Origin of the sequence: Kitasatospora sp. NPDC028055 (assembly GCF_040637885.1) — a bacterium.
Taxonomy (GTDB): Bacteria; Actinomycetota; Actinomycetes; order Streptomycetales; family Streptomycetaceae; genus Kitasatospora.
Map to the genome: position 1 here is coordinate 1 of NZ_JBEZXE010000061.1, position 23,339 is coordinate 23,339.

The window sequence follows — 23,339 nt, forward strand, 5'->3', positions numbered from 1 at the left end:
CCCAGGAGGAACGTTCCTCCTGGGCCGCCGCACGCTCGTCCGGCGGCACCCGGGTGCCGGGCCCGGCGGTCCGTCAGCCGGGCGCCCGGGCAGCCGGTCGGGTGGCCGGGCGGGTGGCTGGGCGGACGACTGGGCGGGCGGGCGATCAGCAGTCTGACCAGTCCGACAACACTCCCAGTTCCGGTGACCGTCGTACCCTTGGTGGGTGACCGACGCCGTAGCAGCCATCCCAGAAGAAGCAGCCCCGGTCCCGCTCCTCGAACCGAAGGAGGGGATCCCGCCCGTCGTGGCGGACGAGCAGGCGCTGGCAGCCGTCGTCGCCGCCTTCGCCGCGGGCACCGGACCTGTCGCCGTCGACGCCGAGCGCGCCTCCGGTTATCGCTACGGGCAACGGGCGTACCTCATCCAGCTGCGCCGCGCGGGCGCCGGCTCGGCGCTGATCGACCCGATCGCCTGCCCCGACCTCAGCGGACTGGGCGCCGCCATCGCGGACGCCGAGTGGGTGGTGCACGCCGCGACCCAGGACCTGCCCTGCCTCGCCGAGGTGGGCATGAGACCGACCCGTCTGTTCGACACCGAGCTGGCCGGGCGGATCGCCGGCTTCGCCCGGGTCGGCCTGGGGCCGATGACCGAGAACGTGCTCGGGCTGAGCCTGGCCAAGGAGCACTCGGCGGTCGACTGGTCCACCCGCCCGCTGCCCGAGCCCTGGCTGCGCTACGCCGCTCTGGACGTCGAGGTGCTGGTCGAGCTGCGTGACGCACTCGAACAGGAGCTGGACGCCCAGGGCAAGCTCGACTGGGCCCTGGAGGAGTTCGCCGCGATCGCCGCCGCGCCCCGCCCGGCCCCGCGCACCGACCCGTGGCGGCGCACCTCGCAGCTGCACAAGGTCCGCCGGCGCCGCCAGCTGGCCGTGGTGCGCGAGCTGTGGCTGACCCGCGACCGGATGGCCCAGGAGCGCGACGTCTCCCCCGGCCGGGTGCTCTCGGACGCCGCGATCGTCAACGCCGCGCTGGCCATGCCGCTGAACATCGCCGCGCTCCAGGCCGTCCAGGGCTTCGGCCCGCGGCTGCACCGGCGCCAGCTGGACCAGTGGCTGGCGGCCGTGCAGCGCGGCCGGGAGGTCCCGGAGAACCAGCTGCCCCCGGCCGCCGCCCCGCACGACGGGCCGCCGCCGCCGCGGGCCTGGGCGGAGAAGGACCCGGTCGCGGCCGCCCGGCTCTCCGGTGCCCGCGCCGCGGTCAGCGAGCTGGCCGAGCGCCACCGCCTGCCCGCCGAGAACCTGATCACCCCGGACCTGGTGCGCCGGGTCTCCTGGGAGCCGCCGGCCGACCTGAGCGCCGACGGCGTGGCCGCCGCGCTGCGCCGGCTCGGCGCCCGGCAGTGGCAGGTCGACCTGGTGGCACCGGTGGTGGCCGCCGCCTTCGCCACCGCCGCCACGGCCGCCACCGCCGAGGCCTGATCCGGCCGGAGCGCCCGGGCCCGCCCGCGCGGCCCCGGCTCTGCCGCCGTCTCCCGTGAGGGGGCGCCGTCCGCACGGACGGCGCCCCCTCACCGCGTTCCCGGGGAGCCTTCCTGGTCGCAGTGGTGCCGGACGTGTCGCGGGACACATGGTCAGAACCCTCCGAGGGGCCTGGGCAGGTTGGTTACCGACCGGTAGCATGACTCTGACGCGGCGCCGCTCGGGATCTTCCGGCGGCAGCCTGCACACCCGAAATGTTGGTCCCTGGGAGGAGAGCCCCCGTGCCTCGTACCGCGAGGGACGTCGTCTTCGTCGATGGCGTCCGCACCCCGTTCGGCAAGGCCGGCCCGAAGGGCATCTACCACGAGACCCGCGCCGACGACCTCGTCGTCAAGTGCATCCGGGAGCTCGTGCGCCGTAACCCGAACCTGCCCGTCGAGCGCATCGACGAGGTCGCCATCGCGGCCACCACGCAGATCGGCGACCAGGGTCTGACCATCGGGCGCACCGCCGCCCTGCTGTCCGGCCTGCCGAAGTCCGTCCCGGGTTACGCGATCGACCGCATGTGCGCCGGCGCCCTGACCGCCGTGACCACCACCGCCGGCGGCATCGCCTTCGGCGCGTACGACGTGGTCGTGGCCGGCGGCGTCGAGCACATGGGCCGCCACCCGATGGGCGAGGGCGTGGACCCGAACCCGCGCTTCGTCTCGGAGAAGCTGGTCGACGAGTCCGCCCTGTTCATGGGCATGACCGCGGAGAACCTGCACGACCGCTTCCCGCACATCACCAAGGAGCGCTGCGACGCCTACGCCGTGCGCTCCCAGGAGAAGGCCGCCAAGGCGTACGCCAACGGCGACATCCAGCCCGACCTGGTGCCGATCACGATCCGCAACACCAACCCCGAGGTCGGCGAGACCGGCTGGGGCCTGGCCACCGTGGACGAGCCGCTGCGCCCGGGCACCACGATGGAGTCGCTGGCCGGCCTCAAGACCCCGTTCCGCCCGCACGGCAACATCACCGCGGGCAACTCGGCCGGTCTGAACGACGGTGCCACCGCCTCGCTGCTGGCCGCCGAGGACGTCGCCGAGGAGCTCGGCCTCCCGGTCAAGATGCGCCTGGTCTCCTACGCCTTCGCGGGCGTCGAGCCCGAGGTCATGGGCATCGGCCCGGTGCCGGCCACCGAGAAGGCGCTGGCCAAGGCCGGTCTGACCATCGACGACATCCAGGCCTTCGAGGTCAACGAGGCCTTCGCCGTCCAGGTGCTGTCCTTCCTGGACCACTACGGCATCGCGGACGACGACGAGCGGGTCAACCCGTTCGGCGGCGCGATCGCCTTCGGCCACCCGCTGGCCTCCTCGGGCGTGCGCCTGATGAACCAGCTGGCCCGCCGCTTCGAGCAGCGCCCGGACGTCCGCTACGGCCTGACCACCATGTGCATCGGCTTCGGCATGGGCGGCACCGTCATCTGGGAGAACCCGCATTGGAGCGGAGCGGAAAAGTCGTCTCAGGTCGAGGGTGGTAAGTGAGCATGAGCAACACCACTGAGCTGCTCCAGCAGGGCGCCGAGCTGTTCCCGGGCGAGGTCGTCACGACCGCGCACGTGCGCCACCTGGACCTGCCGCTGCAGGCCGGCAAGCTGGCCATGATCACCCTCGACAACGGCTTCGACCACACCAAGCCGACCACCTTCGGCCCGGGCTCGCTGCTCAAGCTGTCCGAGGCGCTGGACCAGGTCGAGGCCGAGGCGGCCGAGGGCAAGATCGTCGGCGCCGCGATCACCGGCAAGCCGTTCATCTTCGCCGTGGGCGCCGACCTCAAGGGCGTCGAGCTGCTCAAGCAGCACGCCGACGCGCTGGCCATCGGCAAGGGCGGCCACGAGGTCTTCAAGCGGATCGCCGCGCTGCCCGTCCCGACCTTCGCCTTCTACAACGGCGCGGCCATGGGCGGCGGCGTCGAGGTCGGCCTGCACTGCGACTACCGCACGGTGTCCGCGGGCGTTCCGGCCTTCTCGCTGCCCGAGGTCTTCCTCGGCCTCGTCCCCGGCTGGGGCGGCTGCACCATCCTGCCGAACCTGATCGGTGCCGGTAAGGCCGTCAAGGTCATCATCGAGAACTCGATGAACCAGAACAAGCAGCTCAAGGGCAAGGACGTGTTCGAGCTGGGGATCGCCGACGCGATCTTCGAGCCGGCCGACTTCCTGGAGCAGTCGCTGCTGTGGGCCGCCAAGGTCCTCAAGGGCGACGTCGTCGTCGAGCGCGAGGCGATCGACCGCGGCAAGGCCTGGGACGACGCCGTCCTCTGGGGCCGCATGGTCGCCGACGGCAAGGTGCACGGCGCCGCCCCGGCCGCCTACAAGGCGCTGGACATCATCGCCGCCGTCAAGGACGCCGACCTCGCCGACAAGGCCAGCCTCCAGGCCGGCTTCGACGCCGAGGACGCGGCCCTGGCCGACCTCATCATGAGCGGCGAGCTGCGCAGCGGCATCTACGCCTTCAACCTGGTGCAGCGCCGGGCCAAGCGCCCGTTCGGCGCGCCGGACAAGTCGCTGGCCCGCCCGGTCAACAAGGTCGGCATCGTCGGTGCCGGCCTGATGGCCTCGCAGCTGGCACTGCTGTTCGCCCGCCGTCTGGAGGTGCCGGTGGTCCTCACCGACATCGACCAGGAGCGCATCGACAAGGGCGTCGGCTACGTCCACGCCGAGATCGACAAGCTGCTCGGCAAGGGCCGGATCGGCCAGGACAAGGCCAACCGCCTCAAGGGCCTGGTCAGCGGCTCGCTGGACAAGGCCGTGGCCTTCGGCGACGCGGACTTCGTCATCGAGGCCGTGTTCGAGGAGATGGGCGTCAAGCAGACCGTCTTCGCGGACCTGGAGGCCGTGGTCTCGCCGACCTGCGTGCTGGCGACCAACACCTCCTCGCTGTCGGTCACCGAGATGGCCTCGAAGCTCCAGCACCCCGAGCGGGTCGTCGGCTTCCACTTCTTCAACCCGGTCGCGATCCTGCCGCTGCTGGAGATCGTCCGCGGCGAGCGGACCGACGACGCGTCGCTGGCCACCGCCTTCGCCGTGTCGAAGAAGCTCAAGAAGACCTCGGTGCTCTGCAAGGACGCCCCGGCGTTCGTGGTGAACCGGATCCTGACCCGCTTCATGGGCGAGATCCAGAACATCATCGACGAGGGCACCCCGATCGCCAGCGTCGAGAAGGCCGTCGAGCCGCTCGGCCTGCCGATGTCCCCGATCGTGCTGCTGGAGCTGGTCGGCCCGGCCATCGCCCTGCACGTCTCGGAGACCCTGGCCGGCGCCTTCCCGGAGCGGTTCACCGTCTCCGAGAACCTCGGCAAGGTGGTCAAGGCCGGCAAGCGCGGCTTCTACACCTGGGTGGACGGCAAGCAGGTGCTGGACCCCGAGGTGCTGGAGCTGCTGACCTTCGGCGACACGGTGCTCACCGAGGAGCAGGTCCTGAACCGCTCCCTGGAGGCCGTGGCCCAGGAGATCGGCCTGATGCTGGAGGAGGGTGTCGTCGGCGAGGCCCAGGACATCGACCTCTGCATGATCACCGGTGCCGGCTGGCCCTTCCACCTGGGCGGGATCACCCCGTACCTGGACCGTGAGGGCGTCTCGGAGCGGGTGAACGGCAAGAAGTTCCTCGCCCCCGGCGTGGCCTCGGTGCCCGCGTAAGGCGCAGCGGTACGAGCGGAGCCCCCGGCGACCTGGTCGCCGGGGGCTCCTGCGTTGCGTGCCTGGCCTCGGGTGCAAGGCGGTGGACGGCGGCGGGCCTCAGTGCTTGAGGCGGTAGACGACGGTGTCGCCGATGACGCCGATCATCTCGTAGTGGGTGTCCAGCAGGTTCTCGATCCGCGGGACCAGCACCGGCTGGTACGGGGCGACGCCGGAGTCGTCCACGAAGACCTCGGGCAGGCCGTTGGCGAGCTCCTTGTCGAAGGTCTGCCAGGCGTTGTTGACGCTGAACTGCTCGCCGACGTTGCCGCTGCCGTCCTTGCCGCCGCTGTAGTTGGTGAGGAAGCCGGCGGTCAGGTAGCGGCTCGCGGGCTTGCGGTCGGCCAGCCAGTACAGCTCGGGGTGCATGCCCCAGACCAGCACGGTGTCCTTGGGGGTGGTCTGGGCGGCGACCGCGGTAGCGACCTCGGTGTTGCGGCTCATCTGCTCCCCCGGCCAGGCCAGCGCCAGGCCCCAGAAGACCGTGGCGGCGGCCGTGGTGTACACCAGGACGGGCTTCCAGCGGATCGCCGAGGTGGCGACCGCCCCGGTGCCCAGCAGCACCAGCGGGGGCATCAGCTGGAGGTAGTAGTGGCCGAAGAAGTGGAAGCCCACGCTGACCGCGACGGCCGAGGAGAGCAGCCAGACCCACAGGTCGGTGGTCGAGCCGTGCTCCTCGCCGGCCACCGGCAGCGGGCGGTGGCGGTACCTGAACCAGAGCCGGCGGCCGACCGGGAACAGGAAGCCGAGGCCAGCCGCGGCCAGGATGCCGAGGTTGCCGAAGGCCCGGCCGAGCATCTGCAGCCAGGCGCCGCCGAAGGAGGCGTAGTCCCCGCTGCCGGTGACCACCCAGAAGAGGAAGCCCTTGGGCTTGGTGAGGATGACCGCCACCAGCGCTATCGGCACCGCGAAGCCGAACCCGATCTTGAACAGGGCGGGCGGCCAGCGCACCCCGCGCCGGCGGGCGTCCTGGAGGAGCATCCAGAGCACCGGCAGCAGCACCGCGCCGCCGGTCTGCTTGGTCAGCGAGCAGAGCGCGACCGCGATGCCCGCGGCCAGCCAGCGGCGGCGCTCGGCGTACCGGAAGGCGGCCACCATCGCGGGCAGCATGAAGACCTCGAAGGTCGCCGCCTGGGTGTCCTCCGGGGAGAGCCCGATGGAGACCAGCAGGTAGAGCAGTCCGGCGCCGGCCCCGGCCCGGTTGCCCCAGCGGCCGCGGGCGATCGAGGCCAGCAGGATCGCGGTGACCAGGTGGGCCCCCACCGCGAGGGTGCGCAGCGGCCACAGCGAGGCGGAGCCGAAGACGGCGAAGCAGGCCTGGTAGAGCCAGGGGAGCAGCGGCGGCTTGCGGTCCACCACGGTGTCGTAGAGCACCCCGCCGTCCGCGAGCATCCGGGCCTGGGTGGCCAGGAAGCCCTCGTCCGGGCTCCAGACGGGCCGGGCGAAGGACGGGATGTGGGTGGCCACCGCGACCAGGGTGAGCAGCGGCACCAGCCTCGTCCAGTACCCCTGCCGGATGTGGGTACGGGCGCGCGCGGGCAGGCGGTCGACCAGTCCGTCGAGGCGGAGGCGGGTGGGGGTGGGCACGGTTGACAACCTACCGGGCGGGAACGGCGCGGAGAGCGCCGGTCCCGCCATTCAGTGCGATTGTCAGCTCGTCCCGCGACGAACTGTTACGTCGTTACGACAATCGGTCGTCGGGCGGTACGACGATCGGTCGTCGGCGGAACGGGGCAGCGGGCGGCCGGCCCGTTCCGCCGGGGGCGTCTCAGGCCTCGACCGGTGCCGGCTCCAGCTTGGCGACCAGGGCGCCCACCTTCTCGGCGATGGCGGGGGCGGTCAGGCCGATCTCGGCCAGGATCTCGTTCCGGCTGGCGTGGTCCAGGAACTCCTGCGGGATGCCGAAGTCGCGCACCGGCAGGTCCACGTCCGCGTCCCGCAGCGCCTGGGCGACGGCCGCGCCGACGCCGCCCACCCGGCCGTTGTCCTCGATCGTGACGACCACCCGGTGCTCGGCGGCCAGGCCCGGCAGGGCCGGGTCCACCGGCTTGACCCAGCGCGGGTCCACCACGGTGGCGGTGACGCCCCGGGCGGCCAGCAGGTCGGCCACCTCCAGGCTGGTCGGGGCCATCGCGCCGACCGAGACGATCAGCACGTCCGCGCGGTGGGCGCCGGAGGGCTCCCCGGCGGCGCGCAGCACGTCCATGCCGCCGACCCGGCCGACCGCGGCGACGGCGGGGCCGACCGAGCCCTTGGAGTAGCGCACCACCGTCGGGGCGTCCTTGACCTGGACGGCCTCGCGCAGCTGGGCGCGGACCTGGTCGGCGTCGCGCGGGGCGGCCAGCCGCAGGCCCGGGACGACCTGGAGGATCGACATGTCCCACATGCCGTTGTGCGAGGCGCCGTCCGTGCCGGTGACCCCGGCCCGGTCCAGCACGAAGGTGACGCCCAGCTTGTGCAGCGCGACGTCCATCAGGACCTGGTCGAAGGCCCGGTTCAGGAAGGTCGCGTAGACCGCGAACACCGGGTGCAGCCCGTTGGTGGCCAGGCCGGCGGCGCTGGTGACGGCGTGCTGTTCGGCGATGCCGACGTCGAAGATGCGGTCCGGGAACTCCTTGGCGAACGGCGCCAGGCCGACCGGGTGGAGCATCGCGGCGGTGATCGCCACGATGTCCTCGCGCTCGTGGCCGAGCGCGACCATCTCCTCGCCGAAGACCGAGGTCCAGTCCTTGCCCGAGTTCTTGACCGGCAGGCCGGTGTCCGGGTGGATCACGCCGACGGCGTGGAAGCGGTCCTCGTCGTTGTTCTCGGCGGCGTGGTAGCCGCGGCCCTTCTCGGTGAGGCAGTGCACGATCACCGGGCCGCCGAAGCCGCGCGCCTTGGTCAGCGCGGACTCCAGGGCGGTCAGGTCGTGGCCGTCGATCGGGCCGATGTACTTGAGGCCGAGGTCCTCGAACATGCCCTGCGGGGCGATGAAGTCCTTGAGGCCCTTCTTGGCGCCGTGCAGCGTCTCGAACAGCTGCTGGCCGACCACCGGAGTGCGCTGGAGGGCGTCCTTGCCCCAGGACAGGAAGCGCTCGTAGCCCTGGGTGGTGCGCAGAGTGGCGAGGTGGTTGGCGAGGCCACCGATGGTCGGCGAGTAGGAGCGCTCGTTGTCGTTGACGACGATGACGACGGGCAGGTCCTTGGCGTCGGCGATGTTGTTCAGCGCCTCCCAGGCCATGCCGCCGGTGAGCGCGCCGTCACCGATCACGGCGACGACCGGGTCCGTCCTGCCCTGGATCTTGTTGGCCTTGGCCAGGCCGTCCGCGTACGAGAGGACCGTGGAGGCGTGCGAGTTCTCGATCACGTCGTGCTCGGACTCGGCGCGCGAGGGGTAGCCGGACAGGCCGCCGCTCATCTTCAACCGGGAGAAGTCCTGGCGGCCGGTGAGCAGCTTGTGGACGTAGCTCTGGTGGCCGGTGTCGAAGAGGATGCGGTCGCGCGGGGAGTCGAAGACCCGGTGCAGCGCCATGGTCAGCTCGACCACGCCGAGGTTGGGGCCGAGGTGGCCGCCCGTCTTGGAGACCTCGGTCACCAGGAAGGTCCGGATCTCCTGGGCCAGTGCGGCCAGCTGTCCGGGCGTGAGCCGGTCGAGATCGCGCGGTCCCCGAATGCGGGTCAGCAGGGCCACCCGTTCCTCCTCGTTCAGTGTTCGCGGACCACGGACGGTCCGACGGGCGTCGCTGCCCGGTCCGGCGGCAGGCCGGTGGTCGCGGCCGGTACCGACCGGTCGAGTCTAATGTCCGCTACACGGACGCCGAGCGGCGCGCCCGGTGCCGTCGACCGGTTACCGCCATTCCGGGAGGTCGGTCGGGGGACGCGGGTCAATCCTCATTGACGAACGGATGTTCGCCGCCGGTTGCGGCCGGGCGGGCGAACGGGCCGGGCGGCGGTCGGTGCCGGCCCCGGGCCGGGCGGCCTCAGTGCCGGCCGAGGGCCCCGGACTCACCCATCTCGCTCATCACCAGGGCCAGCGCGCCCAGCACCTCGGCGCGGCCGCCCAGGGTGCCGGGGACCACCGACAGCTGACGGGCCGCGCTGGGGATCGCGTACCGGGCCACCGAGTCGCGGATCGGGGCCAGCACCAGCTCACCGGCCTCGGCGAGGTCGCCGCCCAGGATCACCCGGCGCGGGTTGAGCAGGTTGCACAGGGTCGCCACGCCCGTACCGATCTGGCGGCCGGCGTCGGCGATCACCCGGCGGCAGCCCAGGTCGCCCTGGTGGGCCAGCTCCACCACCCGGGGCAGGGTGAGGTCCGGGCCGAGGGTGGAGGTGAGCAGCGACAGCAGGTAGCGGGAGCCGACGAAGGTCTCCAGGCAGCCCCGGTTGCCGCAGCGGCAGACCGGGCCCGCCTCGTCCAGGGTGATGTGCCCGATCTCACCCGCCGTGCCGCCCGGCCCCCGGTAGATCTGGCCGTTGACCACCAGGCCGGCGCCGACCCCGCTGGCGATCTTGATGTACGCGAGGTCGCTCAGGCCGCGGCCGGCCCCCCAGACCAGCTCGCCCAGCGCGCCCAGGTTGGCGTCGTTGTCCACGTGCACCGGCATGCCGAGCCGCTCCCCCAGCTCCCGGCCCGGGGCGATGCCCGTCCAGCCCGGCAGGATCGCGGTCGAGCCCAGCGCGCCGGTCTCCACGTCGATCGGGCCGGGGACGCCGAGGCCCACGCCGATCACCTTCTCGGGCCGGAAGCCGGCCTGGGCGAGGAGGCGCGCCACCATCGCCTCGGCGCGGTCGAAGCCCTGCGCGGCCGAGACGTCCACGTCGATCGGGGCGCTCTCCTCGGCCAGCACCCGGTGGGCGAGGTTGCCGACGGCCACCCGGAGGTGGGTGTGGCCGAAGTCAATGCCGACCACGATGCCCGCGTCACCGCTGAGTGAGACGCTGCGGGCGCGGCGGCCGCCGGAGGAGGTGTCGGCGACCACGACGGTGCCGCTCTCCTTCAGTTCCCGCACGATGTTGGAGACGGTGGCCGCGGAGAGGCCGGTGCCGCGGGCGATCTCGGCCTGGGTGAGCGAACCGGCCATCCGTACCGCACGGAGCACCCGTTCCAGGTTCGCCCGGTGCAGGGACGACTGTGAGCCCGGTGTGTCCGTCGACATGATCCACCCTCCCAGGGTGGGGAACCCTCCGCCGGGTGTCCCCTTCAACTCCTGAAGGGTACGGGTCGGGGGGTGCCGGGTGGGGGGTGCCGGGTGGGGGGTGCCGGGTGGGGGCCGGGGTGGGGGGTGCCGGGTGGGGGCCGGGGTGGCCGGGGGCGTGGGGGCCGGGTGACCGGGGGGTGAAGGTGTTGCGCGGTGCGGGGGCGCGGGCCCGGATCGGGCGGTCCTGGGAGCGGGCGAAAACCGGCCGCCACTAGCATGGTGCCCAATCTCACCCGTCCCACCGGGCCGCGGTCGGTACCGGCAGGGGGACGCATCCAGACATGACGGGGAATCAGATGGCAGGGGATCACCCTACGCCGGGTGCAGGCGATGCATCCGGCAGCGGCCCGCAGGGCAATCGGGGCGTTTCGTTCGGGCGGCCGGCGGGCGGTGTGGACCCCGCCGCCGTCGCGGACCAGATGACCCAGCTCGACGGCTCGGCGGTTCCGGGGCAGGGCGGGCCGCCGGCCCAGCCTCCGATGCCCCCGGCACCCCCGGCGCCCCCGGCCCAGCCCCCCGCGGGTGGAGCCGACTACGCCGCGTACGCGCCGACGGCGGCCGGGATGCCGGCCCAGCCTCCGGCGGGTGCGCCGGTCGGCCCGTACGACCCGGTGCCCGGTGGGGGCTACCCCGGGGCGGACGCGGGGCAGGGCTACGGCGGCGGCTACAACTACCAGCAGCAGCCGGGCTACTACCCCGGTGCGCCGGTGCCGGCGCCTCCGAAGCAGCGCAACCCCGTCATGCTCTGGGGCGGGATCATCGGCGGTGTGCTGGCGATCGCCATCGTGATCGGGCTGGTCGTGCTGCTCAAGCCCGACCCCAAGCCGGACCCGGGCCCCGGCCCGGTGGCGAACTCGGGCGGCACCAGCACCGTCGGCGGCGACAACGGCGACAACGGCGGGAACAGCGTCGCGCCGGTGCCCGCGCCGGACGGCAAGGCCACGTTCAACGTCGCCTGGAACGCCCCGACGCCCTCCAACACCGATGCCACCAACCAGCTGCTCGGCATCTGGGGCACCGACAAGTACGCCGTCCGCGTCGACAGCGACGGCGTCAAGGCCTACAACCTGACCGACGGCAAGCAGGCCTGGAACATCCCGGTGCCGTCCGGCAGCAAGGAGGTGTGCAGCGCCTCGTACTCCTCCAACTCCAAGAACGTCGCCGCCGTCGCCTTCAACACCGGTGACTACGACTGCTCCACCATCGGCGCCGTGGACCTCACCTCGGGCAAGCTGCTGTGGACCGTCAAGGCCACCGCCGACCGGCTGTCCCAGCCGACCCTGAGCGTCACCGAGAACGTCGTCGCCGTCGGCGGCAACGCGGTGGCCGGGCTGAACATCTCCAACGGCCAGCCCGCCTGGCAGTACCAGCCCCGGGACAAGGACTGCACCATGCGGGCCCGCGCGGCCGGCGACCAGATCGCGATCAGCGACCGCTGCTACATGACCAGCGGCCCGAAGTCGCAACTGGTCATCGTGAACGCCGACTCCGGCAAGACCGTGAGCTCCCCGGTCACCCTGACCGGCACGATCGAGGAGGTCGACTCGGTCATCCAGGACAAGCCGCTGGTCCTGCTGATCACCAACGGCCCGAACGGCGACTACATCCTGCCGTTCGACAAGGACAACAAGCCGGGCAACCAGATGTCCGTCAAGGAGGCCGGCTCGGACAGCCTGCGCCTCTCCGGCCAGGACACCGCCTTCACCCGCAACGTGGTGAGCGGCAGCACCCTGTACGTCCAGGTCAACCCGACCAAGCCGGCCATCAACGCCTACGACCTGAACACCGGCAAGCGCCTGTGGGCGGCCAGCCCCGGTTCGGGCAGCGGCAGCGACATCCGGCTCGTCACCGGCACCGACAAGGCCGGCAAGGTGCGCGCCCTGGTCTCGCAGGGCTACGACAAGCCGTCCCGGCTGGTGACGCTCTCGCCGACCGACGGGTCGATGACCGACATCGGCACCGTCGCGAACGCGAACGGGAAGTTCGACATCAGCATGAGCACCTCGGTGTACTTCGTCTCGGGCGACGGCAACGCGGTGTACGCGTTCCGCCGGTACACCAACACCGACGGTCCGCTGACCAAGTGGCGGAAGTGACGCGCTCCGGTCGGTGAGGGCGGGGCGGGGCGAGTCGGGGCCGGTGGGCCCGGGCCCGCCCCGCCCCCGTTCTGCGGTCGGGATTTCCGGTCCGGATTTCCGGTCGGGCCGCTCGTCGGGCATGCGAGGATTCGGTCCATCAGCCTGACGAAGGAGCGCAGCGAGTGCCCGGCACCAACCTGACCCGCGACGAGGCCCGCACCCGGGCCGACCTCATCCGGGTGGACGCGTACGACATCGAGCTCGACCTCGGCTCGGCCCGCGAGGGCGGTACCTTCCGGTCCACGACCGTGGTCCGGTTCTCCGCGACGACCCCCGGCGCCGACAGCTTCATCGACCTCGTCGCCCCGAGCGTCGAGGAGATCACCCTCAACGGCACGGCCCTCGACCCGGCGAGCTTCGCCGACAGCCGCATCCCGCTGCCCGGCCTGGCGGCCGAGAACGAGCTGCGGGTCGTCGCCGACTGCGCCTACAGCAACACCGGCGAGGGCCTGCACCGGTTCGTCGACCCGGTCGACGGCGAGACCTACCTCTACACCCAGTTCGAGGTGCCGGACGCCCGGCGGGTCTACGCGAACTTCGAACAGCCCGACCTCAAGGCCACGTTCAGGTTCACCGTGACGGCCCCCACCGGCTGGGTCGTGGTGTCCAACTCGCCCACCCCCGAGCCGGTCGGCGAAGGCGCCACCCAGGTCTGGGAGTTCGAGCCCACCGGCCGGATCTCCAGCTACATCACCGCGCTCGTGGCCGGCCCGTACGTCGGGGTCTTCGACACCTACGAGAACGGCGAGCAGCGCGTGCCGCTGGCCGTGTACTGCCGCCCCTCGCTGCGCGAGTTCCTGGACGCCGAGGCGATCTTCGAGGTCACCAAGCAGGGCTTCGACTACTTCCAGGCGAAGTTCGACTTCCCGTACCCGTTCCCCAAGTACGACCAGCTCTTCGTCCCGGAGTTCAACGCCGGCGCGATGGAGAACGCGGGCGCCGTCACCCTGCGCGACCAGTACGTGTTCCGCTCCAAGGTCACCGACGCCGCGTACGAGGCGCGCGCCGCGACGATCCTGCACGAGCTCGCCCACATGTGGTTCGGCGACCTCGTCACCATGGAGTGGTGGAACGACCTCTGGCTCAACGAGTCCTTCGCGACCTTCGCCGAGGCCGTCTGCCAGGCCGAGGCCCCCGGCTCCAAGTGGCCGCAGTCCTGGACCACCTTCGCCAACCAGATGAAGACCTGGGCCTACCGGCAGGACCAGCTGCCCTCGACCCACCCGATCATGGCGGACATCAACGACCTGGAGGACGTCCAGGTCAACTTCGACGGCATCACCTACGCCAAGGGCGCCTCGGTGCTCAAGCAGCTGGTGGCGTACGTCGGCCAGGACGCCTTCTTCGAGGGCGTGCGCGCCTACTTCAAGCGGCACGCCTGGGGCAACACGCGTCTGAGTGACCTGCTCGGGGCGCTGGAGGAGGCCAGCGGGCGTGACCTCAAGGCCTGGTCCAAGTCCTGGCTGGAGACCGCCGGCATCAACGTGCTGCGCCCGTCGGTGGTGCTGAACACGGACGGTGAGATCGAGTCCTTCACCGTGCTGCAGGAGGCGCCCGCGCTGCCGGCCGGCGCCAAGGGCGAGGCCGTACTGCGGCCGCACCGGATCGCGATCGGGTTCTACGAGCTGGTCGACGGTTCGCTGGTGCGCACGGACCGGATCGAGCTGGACGTCGACGGCCCGCGCACCGAGGTGCCGGAGCTGGTCGGCCGCCACCGCCCGGCCGTCGTGCTGCTCAACGACGACGACCTGTCGTACGCCAAGATCCGGCTGGACGAGGACTCGATGGCCGTCGTCACCGAGCACCTCGGCGGCTTCACCGAGTCGCTGCCGCGCGCGCTGTGCTGGGCCTCCGCCTGGGACATGACCCGCGACGGCGAACTGGCCGCCCGTGACTACCTGTCGCTGGCCCTGTCCGGCATCGGCCGGGAGAGCGACATCGGCGTCGTCCAGTCCGTGCAGCGCCAGGTCAAGCTGGCCCTGGACTCCTACACCGACCCGGACTGGCGCGAGCAGGGCCTGCTCCGCTGGGCCGCCGCCGCCGAGGAGCACCTGCGCGCCGCCGCGCCCGGCAGCGACCACCAGCTGGCCTGGGCCCGCACCTTCGCCTCGGTCGCCCGTACGGACGCTCAGCTCGACCTGCTGGCCGGGCTGCTGGACGGCTCGGTCGAGCTCAAGGGCCTCGCCGTGGACACCGAGCTGCGCTGGGCGCTGCTCGCCCGGCTGTCCGCCACCGGCCGCGCCGACGAGGCCGCGATCGTCGCGGAGCTGGAGCGGGACAACACCGCGGCCGGCCAGGAGCACGCGGCCAGCTGCCGCTCCGCCCGCCCGACCGCGGAGGCCAAGGCCGCGGCCTGGGCCTCGGTGGTGGAGTCGGACAAGCTCACCAACTACGTGCAGGAGGCCGTGATCGCGGGCTTCCAGCAGTCGGACCAGCGGGAGCTGCTGGCGCCGTACGCGGAGAAGTACTTCGCCGCGGTGAAGGGCATCTGGGAGACCCGCAGCCACGAGATCTCGCAGCAGATCATCGTCGGGCTGTACCCGGCGCTCCAGGTGTCGGAGGAGACGCTCGCCGCCACGGACGCCTGGCTGGCCTCGGCCGAGCCGGCGCCCGCGCTGCGCCGTCAGGTCGTCGAGTCGCGGGCCGGGATCGAGCGCGCGCTCAAGGCCCAGGCGGTCGACAAGGCGGCCGGGGCCCGCTGAGGCCGGGGCGCGCTGAGGCCGGGGCCTGCTGCTCGGTGACGAATGCCCGAAGGGGCGCCGGACGGATCGTCCGGCGCCCCTTCGGGTTCCTGCGGGTCCTGATGGACCTGTTGCCTGTCCTCGGTGGACGCGGCGGTTCCTCGCGGTTACTTCTTCTTCTTGCCGTACGGCAGACCCGCGAAGGCCGCGATGACGACGAACACGGCGAGCGGGATCAGCACGTACAGGCCGATGGTCTGGCCGGCGCTCAGGCCGGTACCCGGGTCGTCGCCGTCGTCCCTGGTGAGGGCCATGGCGGGCGACGACAGCAGCATCATCAGCGTGACCGTTGCGGAGACCGCGCCGGCTCGCAAAGCGTTCCTCTTGTCCACGATTCCAACTTACCCGCCGCTTACGGGAGGGCGCGCGTCGGGGTGGTGCTGGGGGTTCCGCTTGCGGGATCCGGGTTCCTGGTCAGGGGGTCCTGGCGGTCGGGGGGCTGGGGGGCTGGGCGGCGGCCAACAGCCGGCCGAGCAGGCGGGCGGTGGGGGCCGCGGCGAGGCGTTCCAGGGTGACCGGGGCGCCCGTGCCGTCGGCGACCGGCAGGCGCCAGTTCGGGTACTGGTCCCAGGTGCCGGGCAGGTTCTGCGGGCGCGGGTCGCCGACCAGGTCCGGCAGCCAGACGCCGACCAGCTCGGCCGGGGTCCGGCCGAGGAAGCGGTACAGGGCGGGCACGGAGAGCGGCTCGTCGGGGGCGAGCAGGCCGAGGGCGGTCAGTTCGGCCCGCCAGGCCGCCAGCTCGTCGGCGGCCTCCTGCTGCTCCTCCGCGAGCGGGCGGGCCAGCAGGCCCAGGCGGTGGCGCAGCTCGACGTGCTCGCCGGAGAGCCGGGCGGCGGTGCTGGGCAGGTCGTGAGTGGTGAGGGTGGCCAGGCAGCCGGGGCGCCAGCGGTCGGGGGGCAGGATGCCGCCGTCGGACTGCCAGTCCCGTTCGAACCAGAGCACGGAGGTGCCGAGGATGCCCCGGGCCGCCAGTTCCTCCCGTACGCCGGGCTCGACCGTGCCCAGGTCCTCGCCGATCACGGCGGTGCCGGCCCGGTGCGCCTCCAGGGCCAGCACGCCGAGCATCGCCTCGGCGTCGTAGCGGACGTAGGCGCCCTCGGTGGGGGGATGGCCCTCGGGCACCCACCAGAGGCGGAACAGGCCCATCACGTGGTCGATGCGGAGCGCGCCCGCGTGGCGGGTGGCGGCGCGCAGGAGTTCCGCGTACGGGGCGTAGCCGGCCTTCGCCAGGGCGTCCGGGCGCCAGGGCGGCAGGCCCCAGTCCTGGCCGTGGGCGTTGAAGGCGTCCGGCGGGGCGCCGGTCGAGATGCCGCCGGCCAGCACGTCCTGGAGCGCCCAGGCGTCGGCGCCGTCCGGGTGGACGCCGACGGCGAGGTCGTGGATCAGGCCGACCGGCATGCCCGCGTCGCGGGCGGCGCGCTGGGCGGCGGCGAGCTGCTGGTCGACCTGCCAGGCGAGCCAGCGGTGGAACTCGACGCTCGGTTCGAGTTCCTTGGCGGCCTGGTCGATCTGTGGGCCGTTCGGGTGACGCAGGCCCTTCGGCCAGTGGTGCCAGTCGGCGCCGTGCACCTCGGCGATCGCGTTCCAGAGGGCGTGGCGGCGCAGCCACTCCCCCTCGCGGCGCTGGAACGCCTCGTAGCCGGCCTGGCGGCCGGGGCCGCGCGGGACTTCGTGGAGGAGCTGGAGGGCCTCGCGTTTGAGGGCCCAGACGGCGTCCCGGTCGACCAGGCCGTCGTGGGCGAGGACCTCGTCGCGCAGCCGGGCGGCGCGGCGGGTGAGGTCGTCCGTTTCCGTCCGTTGTGCTGCCGTCAGGTAGGCGTACTCGGGGACGGCCTCGATCCGCAGGTGCACCGGGTCGGCGAAGCGGCGGGAGGAGGGGCGGTACGGGGACGGGTCGGAGGGGGTGCCGGGCGTCGCGGGCAGGGCCTGGTGCAGCGGGTTGAGCTGCACGAAGCCCGCACCGAGTTCTGCGCCGGCCCACTGGGCGAGTTCGGCGAGGTCCCCGAGGTCGCCCATGCCCCAGGAGCGGTCGGACAGCACGGAGTACAGCTGGGTGAGGAACCCCCAGCTGCGGCCGGGGAGTCGGGGCAGCTGCTGGGGGGCGACGATCAGCGCGGACCGCTCCTTCCTGCTGTTGCTCTCCGCCGTGAGGGTGTGCCGACCGAGCGGCAGGTCGGCGGGCAGCCAGTGCGAGTGACCGCGCGACAGCTCCCAACTGCCGCCGTCCTCCAGCTCCACGTGCAGCCGGGCGTCGGCCGGCACGTCCAGCGCGGTGCGGCGGCCCTGCCGGACCACGACGCACGGCGGCAGCAACCGCTCCCGCTGCTCGGCCCGGTGGCGCTCCAGGGCCTCCCGCACCTCCTCCGGCGACCCGGCCGCCACCCCCAGCGCCCCCAGCACGGCCACCAGCGTCCGCGCCCCCACCGTCTGCCCACCGGCCCCCGGGTACCGGGTGTCCACCCCGTACGCCCGTGCCAGCGCGACCAGTTCGGCGGGCGGCGGCGGCGCGTCCTGCGCCGGCACCTTCCGTCCGTCGGCTCCGTCACTGTCGTGGTAAGCGGCCACTCGCGGCTCCTGCGATGTCTCGGCAACGCCCGGGTAGGACAGCCCAGTCCTACCCGGGTGACGCCTCGATCACGCTGTGCGACACGAGTGCGGGCCTGTCGTCAGTCGGGCCTGCGCAGCGGGATCGGCTGGTCGTCGGCAGTCGGCCTCAGACCGGCGAACCCAGCCGGAGACAACATCGCCGCAGACACCTGCCCGTACGACGGAACCACCACAGTCCGCTCGAAGAAGTCATAGGCCCACCCGTCGCGACTCTCCGCCCTGGCACCCTTCCCGCTCACGATTCCCCGCAGCAGCCAGCCCGGCCCACCGCAGCCGAGTACGCGAATGGTCTGCGTTCCAGCCCGACCGGACGGCTCTCTCACCGGAACCTCACACCTGAGTTCGATCCCGGCTCGACCCGTCCAGGCCCGCGACTGTCCGCCGAGCTGCCGCACGTTGGCCTCAAACTGATCGCGAGACCTTGCCCACGGATCCTGCGCGGTGACATGGAAGGCCTGAAGCTGCAGCGCCACCTCACGCCCTTTTCTGGCAGCAACTCCGACCAGACCTCTGGACGGCACGCTACTGAATTCGATCGTGACACCTGGCTCGCGAGGAATCATCAAGCCACCGAGGTCGATGAGATCCGCTTCCCACCGATCCTTTTCCGTTACGTCCCACGGTCCGACATCGACACCCCTCACCGCCTGACGGAGCGGTTCGCCTGCCGGAAGGAATTCGTGATCTTCCTCCATCGGTTCCTTCACTTCGTTCTCCTATCCCCTCATCATCCGGCATCAGCCAGCCAGCTCCCTTCGCATCTTGCCGAGAACTCCCACCCCTTGCCTGCCACCATTTTGTGCAGCACCCGTCCACTGACGTTGCCGTCAACTACTGCCGTCAAACACCCCAGCGGCCCCACCGGACGACTCCGGCGGGGCCGCTAGCGCTTTTAGAAAATTCCCCGTAGAACTGCCAGTACCGGAACTTGGTTTTCGTCTCCTGGAGATCTTGAAGAAGAAGAACTCGAAGGCTGGGAGCAGCCGCGACGCCGCACATCAGGCCAACTCGCCGAGCGGCAGTGGGACGTGAGTCTTACTTGGGCCACGGCTTCATCCCCCCTAGGCGCATGAACGCAGATCAGCGGGCGATCCACACTCACCATGAGGCCCAAGCCCTCGTAAGGTGTTTCCGATACTCCAGATCAGGCCATTCGCGTAAGCAGCCAGAGCGCCGTCCTGCCGCATGAAGATATGCGAATAGCTGAGCCATCAGCCGACAGGAAAACCAGGTGCCGCCGATGGCTGAGCCGATCGCCAAGGATTCTTCCTCATGCCTGCTGCCGACCCCCACGGCGTCGACCGAAAACGGTTTACCGTTGATGAATTTTGGACCGTCCTCACGGGCTGGTCCAACCTTGAGGCCACGGAAGGATTCGAGAAAGTCGATTGCCACTGGACTCGGGATGTACCCCCTGTGCCTCCAGGGACTGGGTATCGGAGGACACGTCGACATGTCGCCCGGGGTACCAGCCGACCAGCCGCAGGGCAAGAAACCGTTGCCGGATTCAATCGGGAGGTAAAGTCCGCAGGTTCGCCGCTCACTAGTAATTCACCCCCAAGCCATCCATCACCCGCCAGCATGCGTTGCAAGGGGAGGCAGGTGCACCGTGATCACCCTTGGGCGTATCGCCCACATGCACCGTGGACATGATCCCGCATCGGATTCCCGGCTCACCTTCTCCTGCATACGCCTTACTCAGGCACTGCATCTCCGCCACCCTCTTCCCTCACCCGGGTGAGAATGGCCGTAGCCTCCCGAAGCGCAAGAATGAGAGCACTCGCCTCCTTCTCCGGCCGAAAGATCTTCCCACCAGTCGAATTGTATGCCCGCTCATATACAACCCAAGATTCATAGACGATTCGCAGCGCATCCGAGGCGGCCTGCCCCACAGCAAAGTTCTGCTCAAGCGTCAGCGGCGGCCGACTGCGACTCGCCCACAGTTCAACTCGCGCCTTGGCGGAGACAAATCCTGCAACAACTTCAATGAGTTCGTTGCCGATCATATTGCTGCCCATCATCTGAACAGCGAGATTAATCGTCGCCGAAGCCGTTGGAGACCGCAGCCTATCCGGAGCTTCCCACTTCATTGGCTTTCCTTTGAGCGATTCCCAACCGCTAGCAGCCAAATCTACAGCCTCCTCTGTGGATACGAAGAATTTAGCAGCCATCCTGCAATATTCTGCGAATCCTCTGTGGGCACCTTGAATCCGCCAATCTCAAGGATTCGAGCACAGTAGGTCACGCAATTGTTTGTATTCCTGTCATAGGGCCCCAGACTGAAGTCATCCATGGCCCTCTGGGCATGTTGCGCCCTTTCGGCATTTGGAAGCGGAACCCTGACAACAATTGTTCCAGGCGCATGCGAGGCGCCTTCAGGACGGATGGCAGCAACAAGGTGGTCTCCAGAATTTGCCCTCCAGCCAGCATCGCTGTGGACCGTATTTCCTTCATGCGTAACCGCGATCGAGGCGTGCCCCTCGACATCATCGAAATAGGCGTCCGCGTGCCCCTCGGGGCAGTTATGAACAAGTACTGGCGTCGCGCCTGCCAGCACATAGTACGTGTGCTACGCGGCCCCTCTCCACCTGCATTTTCGCGAGTCAACGATGGTTTGACGGTCCGTCGAGGTCCGTGGATGTGCGCTGAAGTCCGTGGTTGTTGCCGTCGCTACTGCCGTCAGAGGTATAGACCAGTCGTGCTGTTGTCCGCCGCGCGCGTGATCCTACTGCCACGCTCCGGGCTTGGCGCGGACGACGGCGCGCGTGGTTTGCTCGTACGACTGGTGGCCGGTCTGCGCGCAGTGTCCAGCGATCCAGCGGGTCAACTCCTCGGGGGTGTGCAGCTCGCCGGATGCGGCAGCACAGTCCTGCCCTTCGCCGGTGACGCAGATCGCCTCGAAGGTCGGCAGCGCCATGGGGTCGGTCACGGTGGTCACGTGGTAGTCGCGGAAGCGGTAGCGGGTGGCCTTGCCCATCAGCCTTCCCCCTGCCCATCAAGGGGGCTGGCGTTCGCAGCCTCACCCTCCTCCTGCGGCACCGGGATACGCTCTCCGCGCGACTCGGCGACCCTGAGCGCGTCCGACAGGGCCTCGGTCAGTCGGCAGGCGAGCCAGCGGTACTCGATGGCCGACTGCGCCTTGGCTCCGGGGGCCAGGATGCCCCGGGCGTACTCCAGCAGCTCCTGACCCATGCCGAGCTGCACGGTTTCGATGCCGTCGGCGAGCGTCGAGATGTAGCCCTTGCCGTCGGTCCTCAGGTAGCAGGGGCGCCCGTCCTCGGTGGTCCACGGCAGCAGGCGGGGTCCCGCCATGCCCGACGCCGCTTCGTACAACTCCCTGCGACGCAGACGGTCCGCGTCGCTCCTCGGCATACCCACAGTGGATCCCCGGCCTCGGTCGCTGGAACAGAACACGGCGACCGTAACGACCTGACTGCACGTCAATCCACGGACCCAGCAGGGCAGATAACAACGCAAGGTCAGCGAACTGCCACGCTACGTAGCAGCTATCCGACGACGCCCAGGTAGCCGGCCATCTCGCGCATATCGCTGGTCAGGGTGCGCTTGCGCTTGCTCAGGATCTCCTGCATGGTCTCGGCCGCCGAGTTCTGGTGCCTCAGCCACTCGGGGGCGGCTTCCCGAGCGCGGGTCAGCTCGTCCATGGCCGCCGAAAGGTCTCCGGTTCGGGTGTGGGCGCGCGCCACGTCCAGGGTGAAGCGGTTCCCGTCATTCGTGCTGGGCCTGCCCAGTCGCTTCCACGCCTTCGGCGACAGCTCCACCTCTTCACCCGCCTTGCGCACCACCGTGCGGGCGTCGCCGATGACCATGGAGTCTTCGAGGGCCTTGATGGCGGCGGTCACCGGTCCGAAGACGGACCAGTGGCGGGAGACGTTGCGGTGCGCTGTGCCGACGGCGGTTGCCGCCACCCGTGCCGCCTTGCGGTACTCCTTGGCCTCGTTTGGGCGGTTGTTGCGTGCCGCCGCGGCTGCGGCCTCCATGGCCAGCCCTCCCCACACCGCGTAGTGGTCGGGCTCGGCGCCGGTGATCTTCGGCTCCACCACGTCCATGCTCTGGGCGGCGATCCGCTCCGCCTCCTCCAGCCGGCCCTGCCGCACCAGCAGCCAGCACATGCAGCCGACTCCGGAACCGGCCGCGAGCAGGTCCCCGCCCTCCCGGGCGTCCGCGATAGCACCTCGCAGGGCCGTGTAGGCAATGTCGTACTGCCTCACCTGCGTGAGGTACGTGCCGGCCAGGCGCAACGCCTCGGCGCGGGCGAGCAGAGCTTGTTGGTGTTCTTCGCCGCTGTCGTAGTGGGCGACGGCCCGCGCGGCGTCCCGCAACAGGCCGGGCAGTTGGGCGGCGACGCTCTTGTAGCTGTCGGAGAAGTACAGCACCCTCGCGTCTCGAACCGTTCGAGCGTAGGCGCGCAGGTTCGGTTCCTCGCCCACGGCCTGGGCGTCCTGGTCCACGAGCCCCACCGCCGGGGTGAGCGCGGCGCGAAGCTGGATGAGGTTGAGCCGGTTCGGCTCCTCCGCCCGTCCCACGGGCTCCGGTGCGTCGGACGCGACGAGTGCCGCCGTGGGGATGCCCAGAGCGCGAGCCAGCGCGTGAAGCGTCTCCATGCGGACCGTTCCGCCCTGCTCGACCTTCCGGACAGTCGCCGGGGACAGGCCCCCTGCGTGGGCAAGCTCTTCCTGGCTCATCCCGGAGCGGCGCCGGTACTTCCGTACGTTGTCCGCGAGTTCCATCGTCATCTGCTCACCACCTCCAGCGCCACGGTACGCCTGGTGGGCGAACTGACCGGGCTCTGTGGGCAGATACCCACCCGAGACGGTGACCCACCGCCACGCGCGGCGTCGGGCACGCGGTTGCCGGGAACGGCGCGGCACCGGAGCTTCCGGCAGGCTGCGGGCCTGAGCGGGACGGGTCCCTCGTCGGTCGGGCAGCTTCGCCGGACCAGGGTTCTCCGGGGGCCGCCAAGGCTCACCAGGTGACGCTTGCGCTCGGACTTGGCGGCCCCCGGGGGTTCCTGGTACGCCTCCGGGGACCGGCCGGCGAGGGACACGCCCCGCGACCCGCGACCTCTCACCACGACGGCGCCGCACCAATGCTCGGCCCCCGGGCCCCTCGGAGGGAGGGCCTGGGGTGAGGTAGAGCTCTGCGGACTGCGCTGCTCTCGCTGGTGTTGCGCGCCCGGACGGGCGGGGGCGCCGCTGAGCGGGGCGGAGACAGGAGCGGACGGCGGCCCCGCCGGGCCGGAGCGCGCGCGGCCCGCGACAGCGGGCCGCCTTGATCCAGTAAAGAAACTCTGAACAGCTCGCCCCATCGACCCGTCCGCCGCATGTACGGGCGCCCGCGGTCTGCCCTGGCCTCGCCTCTCAAGTTCTTTGGTCAGACGGCCGCTCGACTTCCAGTTGCTTGCCCGTCTTCTGGAGCTGCCTCCATCCGCAGGCGGACGACCTACTCGGCATCGTATGCTGCCGCCCGGGTCCCCTG

At 71.0% G+C, this 23,339-nt stretch carries 15 protein-coding genes; 5 read left to right on the forward strand and 10 right to left on the reverse strand.

Features of this window, described 5'->3' with window-relative positions; translation table 11 throughout:
- Positions 1-205 precede the first annotated feature (205 nt).
- The 3 genes from AB0F71_RS35595 (at position 206) to AB0F71_RS35605 (ending at position 5,135) form a co-directional block, all read left to right on the forward strand.
- Positions 206-1,459 (forward strand): ribonuclease D, encoded by a 1,254-nt coding sequence (locus AB0F71_RS35595; RefSeq protein WP_360243899.1) that lies wholly within the window; start codon positions 206-208, stop codon positions 1,457-1,459.
- 281 nt (positions 1,460-1,740) lie between these two features.
- On the forward strand, positions 1,741-2,985 hold the full coding sequence (locus tag AB0F71_RS35600; RefSeq protein WP_360243902.1) for an acetyl-CoA C-acyltransferase: 1,245 nt from the start codon (positions 1,741-1,743) through the stop codon (positions 2,983-2,985).
- Positions 2,986-2,987: 2 nt separating this feature from the next.
- Positions 2,988-5,135 carry a 3-hydroxyacyl-CoA dehydrogenase NAD-binding domain-containing protein gene (locus AB0F71_RS35605; protein WP_360243905.1) on the forward strand — a complete coding sequence of 716 codons (2,148 nt, stop codon included), beginning with the start codon at positions 2,988-2,990 and terminating at the stop codon, positions 5,133-5,135.
- A 99-nt stretch (positions 5,136-5,234) separates the two neighbouring features.
- Here AB0F71_RS35605 and AB0F71_RS35610 read toward each other — a convergent pair whose 3' ends face one another.
- The 3 genes from AB0F71_RS35610 to AB0F71_RS35620 all read right to left on the reverse strand — a co-directional run bounded on the left by AB0F71_RS35610 (position 5,235) and on the right by AB0F71_RS35620 (position 10,315).
- The gene (locus AB0F71_RS35610) at positions 5,235-6,761 is read right to left on the reverse strand and encodes a glycosyltransferase family 39 protein (protein WP_360243908.1); all 1,527 of its coding nucleotides are present in this window, start codon (positions 6,759-6,761) and stop codon (positions 5,235-5,237) included.
- A 181-nt stretch (positions 6,762-6,942) separates the two neighbouring features.
- Positions 6,943-8,847 carry a 1-deoxy-D-xylulose-5-phosphate synthase gene (dxs, locus tag AB0F71_RS35615; protein WP_360243911.1) on the reverse strand — a complete coding sequence of 635 codons (1,905 nt, stop codon included), beginning with the start codon at positions 8,845-8,847 and terminating at the stop codon, positions 6,943-6,945.
- Between the two features lie 289 nt (positions 8,848-9,136).
- Complete coding sequence (locus tag AB0F71_RS35620) at positions 9,137-10,315, reverse strand: ROK family transcriptional regulator (RefSeq protein ID WP_360243914.1); 1,179 nt, start codon at positions 10,313-10,315, stop codon at positions 9,137-9,139.
- A gap of 434 nt (positions 10,316-10,749) precedes the next feature.
- Here AB0F71_RS35620 and AB0F71_RS35625 point away from each other — a divergent pair, with 434 nt between their 5' ends.
- Positions 10,750-12,453 (forward strand): PQQ-binding-like beta-propeller repeat protein, encoded by a 1,704-nt coding sequence (locus tag AB0F71_RS35625; RefSeq protein WP_360243917.1) that lies wholly within the window; start codon positions 10,750-10,752, stop codon positions 12,451-12,453.
- Between the two features lie 164 nt (positions 12,454-12,617).
- Positions 12,618-15,197 carry an aminopeptidase N gene (pepN, locus tag AB0F71_RS35630; protein ID WP_360243920.1) on the forward strand — a complete coding sequence of 860 codons (2,580 nt, stop codon included), beginning with the start codon at positions 12,618-12,620 and terminating at the stop codon, positions 15,195-15,197.
- 146 nt (positions 15,198-15,343) lie between these two features.
- On the opposite strand, the gene AB0F71_RS35635 is transcribed toward pepN, so the two are convergent.
- The 7 genes from AB0F71_RS35635 to AB0F71_RS35665 all read right to left on the reverse strand — a co-directional run bounded on the left by AB0F71_RS35635 (position 15,344) and on the right by AB0F71_RS35665 (position 22,597).
- Positions 15,344-15,568 carry a hypothetical protein gene (locus tag AB0F71_RS35635; protein ID WP_360243922.1) on the reverse strand — a complete coding sequence of 75 codons (225 nt, stop codon included), beginning with the start codon at positions 15,566-15,568 and terminating at the stop codon, positions 15,344-15,346.
- An 82-nt stretch (positions 15,569-15,650) separates the two neighbouring features.
- Positions 15,651-17,759, reverse strand: a complete 2,109-nt coding sequence (gene malQ / locus AB0F71_RS35640; protein WP_360243987.1) for a 4-alpha-glucanotransferase — start codon at positions 17,757-17,759, stop codon at positions 15,651-15,653.
- 143 nt (positions 17,760-17,902) lie between these two features.
- Entirely contained in the window at positions 17,903-18,550 is a 648-nt protein-coding gene (locus AB0F71_RS35645; RefSeq protein WP_360243925.1) for a DUF3710 domain-containing protein, read from the reverse strand.
- Between the two features lie 987 nt (positions 18,551-19,537).
- Positions 19,538-20,014, reverse strand: coding sequence for a hypothetical protein (locus AB0F71_RS35650; protein ID WP_360243928.1), 477 nt, complete (start codon positions 20,012-20,014; stop codon positions 19,538-19,540).
- Positions 20,015-20,568: 554 nt separating this feature from the next.
- Entirely contained in the window at positions 20,569-20,820 is a 252-nt protein-coding gene (locus AB0F71_RS35655; RefSeq protein ID WP_360243931.1) for a hypothetical protein, read from the reverse strand.
- A complete protein-coding gene (locus tag AB0F71_RS35660; protein WP_360243934.1) occupies positions 20,820-21,215 on the reverse strand; it encodes a hypothetical protein in 396 nt (131 codons plus the stop codon). Before AB0F71_RS35660 ends, AB0F71_RS35655 begins: the two co-directional genes overlap by 1 nt.
- Positions 21,216-21,349: 134 nt before the next feature.
- The gene (locus AB0F71_RS35665; protein WP_360243937.1) at positions 21,350-22,597 is read right to left on the reverse strand and encodes a helix-turn-helix domain-containing protein; all 1,248 of its coding nucleotides are present in this window, start codon (positions 22,595-22,597) and stop codon (positions 21,350-21,352) included.
- Positions 22,598-23,339 lie beyond the last annotated feature (742 nt).